Here is a 14,040-nt window from a genome sequence, read left to right as displayed (position 1 = left end):
TCATGTGTGCTGTTTTAGAGGAAGGCTATTTTTATTTAAAAGAAAGATAAAATTATTTCAATATAATTATTAGGTTTTGTTGGTATGAAGAGGTAGGAGTTGTGTAAAGCTTAAATTTAAGTGAGTGTATTTGTTGTTTACACCGATAGTTCTTGAATAAGATAGAGTCTATAGCATGTCAAGGTACGTATATGTATAATGGATGAAACCTTATAAGATATGTGTTTTTTCTTTATTGAAATAAAGTATAATTATAAAAATATAACCAACTTTTATTACTAGGTCATAAAAGTTATTGACAATGTAGAAATTCTATTGATATGATTCATCATGTGGAAAGGTTGATAGAGAGTAAAAAGAGAAATGTTTTTCATTGATAATAAAAGCGAAAAATAAGTGACGATAGAGTGAGTATATTTTCCTTATACTAGATGCTTTTTTAATCACCTAGTAAAATCAATCTGGAAGCAAGAATTGATATATGTAAGTTGCGCAAGGCGCGGCATAAGAAAGGGGCAAAAGGATGAAGGAGCTTCATACGTTTGGGTGGTATGCAGCACGTGTATCACCACATTTGCCGAAAAAAGCATTTAAACCAGTTCCTACTCGTTTATTTGGCGGACTGGCTTATTTGCTTGTGGCATTGGCGGGATTAATATCGATTGGTGTATTTGAATTGAATGTGTGGGCGAATCTAGGAATTGCGATTGTTCTTGGATTATGTTTTGCTTCACTTGGGTTTTTAGGGCATGAAATTCTACATGGAACTGTTGTAAGAAAGGCATGGCTTCGTGATTTCTTAGGCGCGATTGCATTTATGCCGCTATCAACAGGTCCTAAACTTTGGAGAAAGTGGCATAATGCAACGCATCACGTTCATACACAACATGAAGAGAATGATCCAGATGCATGGCCGACACTTGAGAAGCTTAAAAAGAGTAAATTTTTGAGTTGGGTATATCGCATGCCTCTTCATGTACGTTCATTCTTTAGTTTTCTGTCATTAACAATTCAATTTACATTGCATTCGACTCGAATGTTCTTTCATTTTATAAAAGAGTTTAAGTCATCCAATCAAAAGTCTGTATGGCTTCAACTTCTTTTGCCTTGGACTGTTTGGATTAGTTTATTGTTTATTATGGGACCTGGGAAATGGTTATTTGCATATGTGATTCCATTGTTAATTGCTAACTTTATTGTAATGGCATATATCGCAACAAATCACCGCTTAAATCCAATTGTTCCAGTAAATGATCCGTTAGCAAACTGTTTATCAGTAACAGTGCCGCGTTGGGTAGACGTTTTACATTTCAATTTCTCATATCATACAGAACATCATTTGTTCCCTGCTATGAGCTCTAAATACTACCCGTTAGTAAAAGAGAAAATTAAAGAAATGTGGCCGGAACGCTATCATGAGATGCCGATGACAAAAGCTTTGGCAGCGCTATGGAATACACCACGTGTGTATTATCAAGGAAGTGAATTAGTGGATCCGCATAGAGAGCATTTCTATGGTTCTTTAGGAAATGGGCTAGATCCTCATAATATTTCATATCGTGAGGAACATATAGAGGAAGAAGAGAGTATTAAAAAAGTAAATCAGTAAAAATTGATATATGTTGCAGTGAAAAAGCAAGCCATCTCTGGCTTGCTTTTTCTTATAAAGAGACTTCTTTTTTCTTCTTTGCACTAACTTGAACTGAGTTTGTTTCTTTTCGTTGTAGTCGTTTTTCTAAAAGGTTAACAAGGTAAGTGAATAGGAGAACAAGCACGAGATAATATAAACCAACGATTATATATGTATCTAATTGTTGGAAGTTCCCTGCAGCGATTGATAAACCTGACCCCCATAATTCGGACAATCCTACGTAAGCAACAAGTGAAGAATCTTTTAATCCAATAATAAATTGATTTCCTAAAGGAGGAATAGATTGACGAAATGCTTGTGGTAATACAATACGGCGCATTGCTAAAGAATACGGCATACCTAGAGAGCGAGCAGCTTCCATTTGCCCACGATCGACAGATTGGATAGAGCCTCGGAAAATTTCAGTAATATATGCACCGTTATGAATTGCTAAAGCAATGGCTCCTGCCCAAAAAGGAGTAAAAACAACAACAGATGTAATCCCAAAATAGAGAATGGCGATTTGAACAATTAAAGGTGTACCACGAATAATGGCGATGTATACGTGAGCGATACTATTTAAAACTTTATTGTTAGAGATTCGAAAGAAAGCGAATAGTAATCCAATTAGTGAACCGAGTAATAGGGATGTTAGTGTTAATTGTAATGTGACAATAGTAGCTTTTAAGAGTGTGGGATAGGTAGAGATAAAAATTTCAAACATGCGTTTCACCTCATATTGTATAGATTTTAGTAGAGAATGAAATGCCCCACACAAAGTGGGGCATGATTTATGGAAACTTTGAAGGGCTAAATTACTTCGTTTTTTCCTCTTCACCAAGAATATTACGCCCAAACCATTTTTTACTGATTTTTTCATACGTACCATCTTTAATAATTTCATCTAAAGCTTTATTTACTTTCTCGACCATTTCTTTATCATCTTTACGAATAGCAATTCCCATTTCATCAAGGTTTAGTGGTTTTCCAGCTTCTTTTATATTTGATTTACCTTCTTTAATCATGCGTAAACCAACCATTTGATCTGTAATTACTGCGTCGATACGTCCAGGCTCTAAGTCCATAAGTGCAGTAATATCGCTATCGTATTCTGTAATTTGATCTGTATATTTTGCAACGAGGTCTTTAAAGGTACTAGCTTTTACAACACCAATTTTCTTACCCTTTAAATCTTCTGGAGAAGAGATAGATGTATTCTTTTTAGCTACAAAAATTTGGGCACCAGAACGATAATAAGGATTTGAGAAATTAACAGCTTTTAAGCGTTCTTCTGTAATTGCCATACTGCCCAGTATTACATCATACTTTTTCGCTTTGAGACCTTGGATTAGCGTTTCCCATGGATTTGTAATAGGGGTTGGTTTCATATTCATTTTTTTCGCAAGTGCTTCACCTAGTTCTACATCAAAACCGACAAGTTTTCCGTCATTTTCTTTATAGTTAAAAGGTTTATATAAGCCACTCATCGCATAACGAAATTCTTTTTCACCATTTGAAGAAGTAGTAGCACTTTCCTTACTACAGGCTCCTAGTATAAAGGATGTGCATAATGTAATACTCGCAACAATGGTTAATAGTTTTCTTTTCATAAAACCCCTCCTATATATTGATCATACGGATGGTTTTAAGTATGTTATTGAAATATTTTATTTAGATGATTAGTTGTGCACCGTATGAATGTATTTCTTTTCGTTTGAAACAGAAGTTATATTATAAAACGTTACGTAAAAATTGTTTCGCTCGTTCATGTGATGGAGCTGAAAAGAATTGTGCTGGCGGAGCATCTTCTACAATTTTTCCATCATCCATAAAAATGACGCGATCAGCTACATCTCTTGCGAAATTCATTTCATGAGTAACAATAACCATGGTCATTCCTTCTTCAGCAAGTTCTTTCATAACTTGCAATACTTCTCCAACAAGTTCAGGGTCTAAAGCTGAGGTAGGTTCATCAAATAGCATAATTTTAGGATTCATAGCAAGAGCTCGTGCAATAGCAATACGCTGTTTTTGACCACCTGATAGAAGATGGGGCGTTACATCTGCTTTATCTTGTAGGCCGACTTTTTGCAGAAGCTGATTTCCGATTTCTTTTGCATTTGCTGCTTCTAATTTTTTTACATGAATAGGTGCTTCTATGATGTTTTCTAGTGAGGTCATATGAGGAAAGAGGTTAAAGTGCTGAAAAACCATACCGACATTTTCGCGGACTTTGTTTAAATTTGAATGCTTTGGATCAATTCGTTCACCTTGTAAGTGAATTTCACCTTCATCGTACATTTCTAAAAAGTTAAGACAGCGAAGTAATGTACTTTTACCGGAACCACTGGCACCAATTAAAACGACAACTTCTTTTTCTTGTACTTCTAAATCAATTCCTTTTAAAACGTCAAGTGAGCCAAATGATTTTACTAGATTTCGAACCTGAATCATACAAAACCCCCAGTCAAAAATATATTTTACAAATGTTGCCCCTTATTTCTGTTATTAGTCACAAATTGTCAGAATCCTTTATTTTTTTTGGAGGACAGCTATTATATAAGTAAATCTGAATGTGTAATTAAAATAGAAAGACCAACTAAATTAGGTGGTCTTTCATATACTTACAAGTTTTTAATTTTAAATTGAGTTGCAGACTTTTCTAATTCGTCAACAAGTTTTTGCATTTGAAGAGACATATGTGTAATGTCCTGTATTGATACTGACTGAGCTTGTGAAGATTGGGATGTATGATTAGTCTCCGAAACTATATTTTGTGAAATTGAAGAGATATTAATAAGGGCACTATTTATTTCTTCTGAGCTTGCTGACATTTCTTCTGCACTTGCTGTTATATCTTGTATTTGATTTGTAACTTCATTAATATGATTTACAATATTATGGAATGCTAATTTTGCATTTTGAACAGCATGAATGCCTTCTTGAATTTCTTGTTGTCCTTTCCCCATAACGTTGACTACATCTTTTGTATCATTTTGTACAAGTAAATTAAGTTTTGTAATATCTGTAGCTGCTTGTTTTGATTGTTCAGCAAGTTTACGCACCTCTTCAGATACAACAGCAAATCCCTTTCCATGTTCACCGGCGCGAGCAGATTCAATTGCAGCGTTTAAAGATAATAGATTTGTTTGTTCAGAAATGTAGGTAATAGTTTGTAATGCTTTATCGATATCTTGCGTACGAATAACTAATTGATCTACCACTTTATATATTTCATCCATGACAGTATGAATAGTTGTCATTTGAGAAATGGAATTTTCAATGATTTCTGTTCCTACATTTGCCTTATCAGAAGTAGAAATAGCTAAGTTTGAAATCGTTGTAGAAGATTCGGCTATGCTTTGTACGCCATTTGCTATTTCATTCATTGCTGTAGAACTATCTTTAATATTTGCAGACTGATCATTAATATGGTGAGACAACTGTTTCATTGTATTTGTGATGTTATCCATAGTGGAAGAGGAAACGGTTGCTGTTTCAACAATATGATTTGTAGAGCTTTTCACTTTTACACTTGTTTGAATCACATTGTTAATAATTTGTCGTAAGTTTGATATCATTTGATCAAAACTATTAAACATATGACCAAATTCATGATGATATTGTTTTGGTACGGCAATGGTTAAATCCCCTTTTCCAGCTGTATTCATTATGCTCCGTAATGAATTGATTGGATTGATAATTGATTTAGCAGTAAATAAGGAGATAAGAATGCAAAGAACTAAACATGCAATGAATAAAATAATGGTTATGCTTATCACTTGTTTATAAGAGTGTTCGCTGTCGTTATACAGACCTTCAGCTAACTTTTCGTTATAATCACTAAGATTTTTTAAAGCGCCTACTGTAGCTGATAAATTAGGTTCAACTGTAGTTAGGTAGAATGAATATGCTTGATTCAGCTTATTCTCTTTAATGAAATCTAGCATTTGAGCACGATGTTTTTTATAGTTTTCTAGTTTTTCTTTATATTGGCTAAGGAGTTTTTTTTCTTCGCCTGTTATATATGTATTTTCGTATTGAGCCTGTAATTTTTCGGTTTCTTTATTTGTATCATTTAATTTATTTAAAATTGTAGTACGTCGATTCTCGTCTTCCGTAATAATGAGTTCCTTTACATAACTAAATTCTTGGTACAGGCTGCTCTCAATAGATCCAAGCCATTTAATAGGTTGTAGCCGATCGACATATACTGTTTGAAGTTGTTTGTGCATTTGTTGTAAATTCATATAATTTACAACGCTAATAATTAATATGGAAATAATGGGTACTGCTACTAACAATATTAATCTGTTTATAACGTTTAACCGATATAGAATTTTTAACATAGAATCACCTAACCTTAAATTATTTAGTTGAATATATAATGGGCATCCAAATAAAATTATACATTATTTACATATTATATACAGAAAAAGTAATGTAATTAATATGTAAATAAAAAATAAAAATCTGTATATCTTTCTATAAAGAAAATATGGATAATAATATATAGGTGGTACTTATATTACTTATAAAAAGGGGGAAAGAAGAGATGGAAAAAGAAAGGAAGGCATTTTCCTTTGGCTTACGTACACAACTTATGCTATTCACTACAGTTTTAGCTTTAATTACATATTCAACAAGTATATTTTTTATTTATGTGATATATGATTATTTTCAAAGTTATGTAAGTCAAACTGCATATAATATTATCGTTATGCTATTAGGAGTAGTATGGTCTGGAATTTTAGCATATGGAGCAGCCGTATTTTTAATTAAACCGCTTCGAAAGTTAGAGGAGGCGGCGAGAAAAGCGGCTGAAGGAGACATTCGTGAAGATGTTCCGTTACCGAAGACTGATGATGAAATTAAATCTTTAAGTGTTGCATTTAATATGATGCTTGGGAACTTAAGGGGCATGGTAAAAAATATTGATACAACATTTTCGTATACAAACAATCAAGTACAGCAAATTAGAAAACAAACAGGCGAAGCAACGAAACAAGCACAAGGTGTTTCTGAAACTCTTGCAGAGATTTCTTCTGGCGCTGAGCAATCAGCGGCATCAATTCAAGCGATTGTTTCCGCTGTTGATACAACAACTTCTATTGCAAGTGAAGTAGAAGAGAAAGCGAAACAGTCTGATGAGTTGTCTTCAGAAATGGTTCAAGCTTTAGGGCATAGTACTCGTGTCTTTACGTCTTTAATTCAAGGTATTCAAACATTGGCGAAAGAAAATGAAGATTCAATGCAAAATGTACAGAAGTTAGAGGAAAGAATGAAACAAGTAGAACACATTGTATCTGTAGTGAGTGAGATTGCTAGCCAAACGAATTTATTAGCACTAAATGCTTCTATTGAGGCTGCTCGTGCAGGAGAGCATGGAAGAGGCTTTGCGGTTGTTGCGGAAGAAGTACGGAAACTTGCTGATGAAAGTGATCATTCTGCAAGAAATATATCGCAGTTATTACGGAATATGCAAGAGGAAGTGCAACAAGTTGCAATGAAAATGATAGAACAAGTGAAAATAGCTAAAGAAGAGGCGAAACGTGGGGAAGCTACGGAATTAATTTTAAAAGAAATGTCATCAAGTGTCATGGAAGTAGCCGATGCAACGAAGCAAATTAGTAGCTATATGAATGAACAAGTGAGTCACATTCATCAAACAGGAGCACAGACGAAGGCTGTAGCAGCAATTGCTGAGGAAACATCAGCAGGTTCGCAAGAAGTAGCACATGTGACGTTGCAACAGTCTAAAAATATGGTAGTAATCGATCAATTGTTAAAGGATTTAGAGAAGCAAGCAGCAGACTTGAAACAAACAATTGAACGATTTTCAATGTAAAAAGGAAGAACAGTATTTTGTTCTTCCTTTTTTACGTATGAAATGGTGGAATACTTTGTTGGAAATGAAAAACATTGCATGGATCATAATCTGTTTTCACCTTACGTAGCCTAGGGAAGTTAGAACCATAATAACTTGTTTGCCAATTTTTTATGTCGATATCGGGCCAGTTTACATAGTCACCTAGTGTATAAGGATCTAAGCTTTCTCGTAAATCCTTAACCCAGCGTATATTTTTATTTTCTTCATCGTCATGTTTCCAAGAAGTGATATATTCTTGTGCAATAATTGCTTTACGATGAAAATAAGCTGTTTCATTCGGTGAAATATTTTCAACAGCACCTACGAGTGATTGATGCCAAATACTCGCATCTTTATTTGGTGCATGAGAAAGAAAATATTGCATAATTTGAATTCCTTTAAGGGGTATAGGTTTATATACATAGGAACCAGAGCGCTTGAAATTTTCAGGGATATTGCCGCTATTAAAAAATTCAACAGCTTTTATATAAGGAACTTCTTCTATAAAGAGAGAGGGGCTACCAGTTTCAAGAAGGGGGATAATAAAGAGTGGAGTTCAGAGGAAGAACAAACAAACTCTCCTTGTGCTTCAATTTTGTTTCATTGTATGGCTCCTTTTTTATATAAGATTGTTTGTACTATAATATATATATATGGAAAAAATATTTAAGGGTGTTTGAATTAATGTAAAAGAGATAGAGTAATAATGTACATGTAGCATAACTTTAGACTACGAATGAACATTGTCATTTTAAAGTTTAGAAGTAAGAATATGGTGGCTTATTAAAAGTTTTTTGAGAATTATTATGTAAAATAAAAAAATATAGTAGATAAATTTTCATTTTTTTTATAGAATAGTAACATTGGAATATCTTGGCACACTATTTGAAAGAATAGGCCGCAAAGCTTTGAGTCTAAGGTAATGAATTTTATTACTAGGATTGTCGAGTTGCAAACTGTATTTGCAACTCGACAATCCTTTTTTATTTGCCCAATTATCAGATAATAAGATGTTTGATTTAAGATGGCCCATTTTATTGTTCTTAGGCTGAAGGCGGCTGGTATTCGAAGAAATAGCCAATCTCTTTGGTGTTAAGGAGATTAATAGAGAGGTGTGAGTATGAAGAGTAAACAGATTAGTATATTTGTCATTTGTTTAATGGTAATGCAAATTATTGTACAGCCATTTATACATATTGTGGCAGCAGAAACATATGACAAAGAAGCAAATGTCAGCGTAAAGCTTTCGGTTGAGGGCGGAGATGGTTCGCAAAAAAATGTAGATAAAGATTTTGTATATCAACTTGATTTAAGTACATTTGGATTAGAAGGTGGGCATAAAGATGCAAAAATTATTGTTAAACTACCACCTGAAGTCGAGTATGTAAGACATGGGAAAATTAGTGGTACGGATGCAGTATACGATAAAGAAACGCATTCGGTTATTTATACCTTTAAAGAGCCCCTTCCCAATGGAGATTCTAAAGCAGTTCCTATTACAGTGAAGTTTCCTAAAGGAACAAAAAATGGAACGAAAGCTACAGCTGTAGCGGATTTTGTATCTGATCAAGGAGGCAAAACTTCCAATGAAGTAACGGTTGTAGCATATGAAAAAGAAGTACCACCAGAACCACCTAAAAAACCAGAGTGGGAAATGCGTAAAACTCCTAATAAGTGGACGATTAAGCCAGGAGAAGAAGTCGAGTACACGATTCGTGCTCAACACGTTAGGGGACCCACTACACTTGATTCGCTTTCAATAAAAGATCTACTACCGAAAGAAGCACAGTTTATATCAGCTAGTGATAACGGGAAATATGATGCGAATTCACATACAGTCGTATGGGATTTGAAAAATGTAGAAGGCGAGAAAGTTGTTAAAGTTAAGGTTAAGTTCCCTGAGGAAAATTTTGGTGAAGATCAAAATCAACAAGTTCTAAATAGAGTTGAGGCAAAACTAAAGCCAAAAGGGGAAGAGGAATTAACAAAACAAACACATGCGTATGTTGAAGTAACAAATAAAAAACCTCCTGTTATTCCTCCAGAGCAAGCTTTTTCAGAGCTGAGAAAGACTGCCCAAAAATCTGAGTACAGTAAAGAAGAAGAAATTGCTTTTACATTATCTAACATTCAAAATCAATATTCTAAGGAAATTGATAATTTTGTGCTCCAAGATGACCGTTTTGATGAACAACTTCATTTTACGAGAATGCATACAGGTGCATTTTCAGGTGTAAGTGAATATAAGGTTTTATACAAAACGAAGGATAACCAGGAGTGGAAAGAGTGGAAAGTGATTCGTGGTAATACGAACGGAGAATGGTTAGATGTTTCTTCTTTATCATTAGTTGAAGGTGACAAAGTAACCGGAATCCGATATGAGTTTGGTAAAGTGCCTGCAGATTTTAAAATGAGTTATGGGGCATGGTTAATGTTTAAAGTGGATGATCCGAACTTTAAAGAAGGTATTTTGAAAAATACCGCACATATTTCATATGATATTGACGGGAAAAACTATATAAAAGAAGCGACAGCGCAAGTAAAAGTAAAAGAAAATCCCGAATCAAAGGTTACTTTTAAGAAAAAGGCGTTAACGAAGCCTGGAGAAAAGTATATCAAGGGAGAAGAAGTGGAATTTGAACTAACTGGTAAAGTTGATTGGAGCTCTACACCTTTAAAACAACCAATAATTGTAGATTGGTTACCAAAGGGATTAGAATATGTTCCGGGTTCGGAGAAGTTTACTACTGTTAAAGATGAATGGGATAGAAAACCTTATGATGCAAAAAAAGTAAAGGTGGAATCGATTCCTAATTATAAAGAAAAAGGAAGAACGCTTTTACGATGGACTTTCTCAGAATTAGACATTTCAGCGGGAAGCGCTGTGACTGTTAAGTTTAAAGTAAGGGTTAACAACTTTGCGATGGCAGGAAAGTACTATAATAAGGCGGGCTTAATGTCTAATGCCTCGACAATTATATCTGCAGATAAATGGGGACAGCCAACAGGAAAAGATGAAAATGATCTTGATGGTGATGGCGACATAAGTGACCCAATTATTGAAAGTCAAGATGCTGTTGAGATTGAAGAAGAACAATCTTTAAAATCAATTAAATATGTAAAAGGTGAACTAGATGATAGCTGGAAAGGTTCACCAGAAGTAGCGACGACAGTACCAGGTGGAGAAGTGAAATATCGTTTGAAAATTGAAAATGGTGGAACCGTAGCGGTTAGGAATGGTGTCTTAATTGATATATTCCCTGCGGAGGGTGACCAGTCAGTTTTACAAACGAAGAATCATTCACAAGAGCGTGGTAGCAAATGGACCCCATACCTAACATCACCAATCCAGCTTACTGACGGTGACTTCATTAAGATTTATTATACGACTGTTTCAAAGCCTAAGCGTGATGATTTAATTCAAGGAAATGATGCTTTTGTGAATCCAGATGGTGCAAATGATCCGAATTGGTCTTTAGAGCCACCGGCGGATTTAACAAAAGTAACGGCAGTTAAATTTGAATTTGATAAGAATAAGCTTGTATATCCAGGCGAAGCAGCGACACTAGAATGGTCAATGCGTGCACCTGTTGATATGGATGCTTCGGCGGGAATTGCATGGAATTCATTTGGATACAGTGCGATAAATGATGTAACAGGAAATTGGATTCAACCAGCAGAGCCAAACCGAGTGGGTGTACAATTACAAGCTTCGAAAAAGAGCTCATTAGGAGATTACGTCTGGCTAGATAAAAATAAAGATGGTATTCAAAACGATGGAAACACTGGTGTGAATGGTGTAGTCGTAGAGCTATTAGATAAAGATGGAAAAGTTATTAGTATGACGAGAACTGGTAATGACAAAAAAGGAAATCCTGGTTATTACAAGTTTGTAAATTTAGATCCGGGTGAATACCAAGTGAGATTTAAGTTACCAGATGGTTACAAATGGACAAACAAAAACGTTGGTAATGATGCAAGAATTGATTCGAATGCTGATAAAGATGGCTATTCAGAAATGATCAAACTTGGTGAAGATGAACATAATATGACAATCGATGCTGGACTAGTTGAAGATATAGTTGGTGCTGGAGAGTTACAAGTTACGAAAGTAGAAAAAGGCAGCAACATTCCATTAAAAGGTGCTGTTTTCGAAGTCCGAGATAAAGATAATCATGTCATTCAAACAATTACATCAGGTGAAGATGGAAAAGCTAAGGCAATAGATTTACCAATTGGTGAATATAAGCTAGTTGAAGTCGAAGCTCCAGAAGGTTATAAACTAGATAATAAGTCATACGACTTTGAAATAACGAAAGACACAAAAACACCAATAGAGAAGACCGTTGAAAATGAATTGCTAGAAAAAGGTGTAATTGAAATTACGAAGGTCGATGCTACAGATGTCAATCTGAAATTAAAAAATGCTGTGTTTCAGATTTTAGACAAAGATGGTAAAGAGATTGGGAAATTAACAACAGATGAAAATGGTAACGCAGTTTCCAATCCATTACTGTTCGGAAAATATACAATTAAAGAAGTAAAAGCCCCAGATGGATATATGCTTTTGAAAGAGCCAATTACAGTAGAAGTCGGGTCATCAGTACACAAAATAACGATAGAAAATCAAAAGAGTCAGTGGGAAATCCCAAAAACCGGAGGGATAGGTACAGGCATTTTCTATTCTATCGGTGGGATTTTAATGTTACTAGTTGTGTTCTTATATGTTCGAAATAAAAGGAATAAGTAATAGAGTTTTAAATTGAAAAATTTATAGAGATAGTGAGGAAAAATAATATGAAAAAGATTTTCAGTATGCTTTTAATTTTGGCATTAACGTTTTCTATGTTGCCTAGTATGTTTGTGAGTGCAGCATCAAAAAATACAGGTTCTTTAACCATTCATAAGTACGCACAAGAAAAAAATGGAGATCCAGGTGTAGAGGGTGATGGTTCTGCGAATCAAACTTTACCTGAAGATGTTAATCCATTAAAAGGTGTAACATTTGAAATTAAACAAATTGCGTCATTCGAAAAGATTTCAAATGATGGAAAGCTTGTAAAGGAAAATGTAAAGCCTGTAACAAACGCAGAAGCAATCAAAATGACAACAACTGATAAAGGTGAGGCAGTATTTACAGATTTACCGTTAGGACGTTATGAAGTAAAAGAAGTTGCTGGACCAGAGCATGTTAACTTAAATCCACATACGTATACAGTGGACATTCCAATGACAAGTAAAACGGGCGATGTGCTAAACTACGATGTTCACATGTATCCAAAGAATGAAATCAAACGTGGAGCAGTAGAATTAACAAAAATAGGCGCAAAAGGTAAAGTACTTTCAGGTGTAGAATTCTCTTTATATACAGAGGATGATAAAGTAGTTAAAGAAAAGTTAGTAACAGGTACAGATGGTAAAATTCGTGTAGAAGGTTTAGAGTATGGTAAGTATTATTTCCAAGAGAAAGAAGCACCAAAAGGTTATGTTAAAGATCTAACAAAACATGGATTCTCAATTATTGAATCAGGTACTCTTAGTAAAGATGGTTCAATTACATCTGGTAAAGTAGAGACTGTGGAAGTAAAGAACTATGAAGAGCCAACGATTGACAAAAAGATTAATAAAGATTTAGAGTTCTTACCAATTAATACACAAACAGATTATAACTATGATATTAAAACATTAATTCCAGAAGATATTAAAGACTATAAACAGTATGTTGTAACAGATACGTTAGATAATCGATTGGTAATTCAAGGAAAACCAGTTGTGTACATCGATGGTGTAGAAGTAGATTCAAGTGTGGTAGAAGTAGTTGTAGAAGGTCAAAAAGTAACAGCGACTGTGAAAGATTTTTCAAAATTAAATGAGAAAAAAGAGTTGCATTTACAAATTAAATCACAGATTAAAGAAGACGTAGCAGCTGGAACGGAAATTCCAAATAAAGCAACAATTAATTTTGAAAATAATAATAATGTAAAAGATCAAAAAGAATCTAAGCCGGTAATTGTTGTCCCAACAGCTGGTAGCATTGAGTTGACGAAAGTTGATGGTGCTGATAATAAGAAATTACAAGGTGCAGAATTCGAATTGCAAGATAAAAAAGGTAATGTGGTAGTAGTAGGAAAGCAAGAAGTAAAAGGTGTATCTGATGAAAATGGTATTATCACATGGAATAACCTCCCATACGGAGACTACCAAGTAGTTGAAACGAAAGCACCAACTTATGAAAAAGAAGATGGTACAAAAGCTTCTTATCAAAAATTAAGAGATCCAATTGATGTAACAATTAATGCAGAGCACAAAACTATTAAATTAGAAGTAAAGAATAATAAAAGTGGCTGGGTACTCCCTTCAACAGGTGGTATGGGAACAATGCTATTTACTGTAGTGGGTCTTGTGTTGATGGCTGTAGCAGCATTTGTTTTCTTCAGAAGAAATACAGCGAAAAATTAAGGTTTTAGAAAATGATAATGATATAGCATAAAAAGAGGAGAAGCGGATAGCTTTCCTCTTTTTAATATTTTTAAATACTTAA

At 34.3% G+C, this 14,040-nt stretch carries 8 protein-coding genes, 2 pseudogenes and 1 riboswitch; of the genes and pseudogenes, 5 read left to right on the top strand and 5 right to left on the bottom strand.

The window, feature by feature from the left end; translation table 11 throughout:
* Positions 1–523 precede the first annotated feature (523 nt).
* On the top strand, positions 524–1,609 hold the full coding sequence (desB, locus tag MR147_RS19300) for a Delta(10) desaturase DesB (protein WP_000661225.1): 1,086 nt from the start codon (positions 524–526) through the stop codon (positions 1,607–1,609).
* Positions 1,610–1,661: 52 nt separating this feature from the next.
* Here desB and MR147_RS19295 read toward each other — a convergent pair whose 3' ends face one another.
* From MR147_RS19295 to MR147_RS19280, 4 genes are all read right to left on the bottom strand, one after another.
* Positions 1,662–2,354, bottom strand: a complete 693-nt coding sequence (locus MR147_RS19295; protein WP_074606201.1) for an amino acid ABC transporter permease — start codon at positions 2,352–2,354, stop codon at positions 1,662–1,664.
* Positions 2,355–2,445: 91 nt separating this feature from the next.
* Positions 2,446–3,240 (bottom strand): ABC transporter substrate-binding protein, encoded by a 795-nt coding sequence (locus MR147_RS19290; protein WP_000823738.1) that lies wholly within the window; start codon positions 3,238–3,240, stop codon positions 2,446–2,448.
* 121 nt (positions 3,241–3,361) lie between these two features.
* Complete coding sequence (locus MR147_RS19285; RefSeq protein ID WP_000616944.1) at positions 3,362–4,084, bottom strand: amino acid ABC transporter ATP-binding protein; 723 nt, start codon at positions 4,082–4,084, stop codon at positions 3,362–3,364.
* Between the two features lie 170 nt (positions 4,085–4,254).
* Positions 4,255–5,979 carry a methyl-accepting chemotaxis protein gene (locus MR147_RS19280; protein ID WP_074606203.1) on the bottom strand — a complete coding sequence of 575 codons (1,725 nt, stop codon included), beginning with the start codon at positions 5,977–5,979 and terminating at the stop codon, positions 4,255–4,257.
* Between the two features lie 206 nt (positions 5,980–6,185).
* Between MR147_RS19280 and MR147_RS27350 the strand changes: the two are divergent.
* Both MR147_RS27350 and MR147_RS19275 read left to right on the top strand, forming a co-directional pair.
* Positions 6,186–6,536: pseudogene (locus MR147_RS27350) on the top strand (HAMP domain-containing protein); the annotation flags it as partial.
* Positions 6,528–7,478, top strand: coding sequence for a methyl-accepting chemotaxis protein (locus MR147_RS19275; RefSeq protein WP_472927055.1), 951 nt, complete (start codon positions 6,528–6,530; stop codon positions 7,476–7,478). The pseudogene MR147_RS27350 and the gene MR147_RS19275, both read left to right, overlap by 9 nt.
* Positions 7,479–7,509: 31 nt before the next feature.
* Here the strand turns inward: MR147_RS19275 and MR147_RS19270 are convergent.
* Positions 7,510–8,099 (bottom strand): annotated as a pseudogene (locus MR147_RS19270) (BBE domain-containing protein); the annotation flags it as partial.
* Positions 8,100–8,364: 265 nt separating this feature from the next.
* A riboswitch (cyclic di-GMP riboswitch) is annotated at positions 8,365–8,456 on the top strand.
* 163 nt (positions 8,457–8,619) lie between these two features.
* Here MR147_RS19270 and MR147_RS19265 point away from each other — a divergent pair.
* Positions 8,620–12,249, top strand: coding sequence for a SpaA isopeptide-forming pilin-related protein (locus MR147_RS19265; RefSeq protein WP_074608136.1), 3,630 nt, complete (start codon positions 8,620–8,622; stop codon positions 12,247–12,249).
* A gap of 47 nt (positions 12,250–12,296) precedes the next feature.
* Complete coding sequence (locus MR147_RS19260) at positions 12,297–13,958, top strand: SpaH/EbpB family LPXTG-anchored major pilin (protein ID WP_074608138.1); 1,662 nt, start codon at positions 12,297–12,299, stop codon at positions 13,956–13,958.
* Positions 13,959–14,040 lie beyond the last annotated feature (82 nt).

It is taken from the genome of Bacillus cereus group sp. BfR-BA-01350, from assembly GCF_022663775.1.
Classification (GTDB): domain Bacteria; phylum Bacillota; class Bacilli; order Bacillales; family Bacillaceae_G; genus Bacillus_A; species Bacillus_A paranthracis.
The sequence above is the reverse complement of the archived record's forward strand: the minus strand, read 5'-3'. Positions and strand labels throughout refer to the sequence as shown.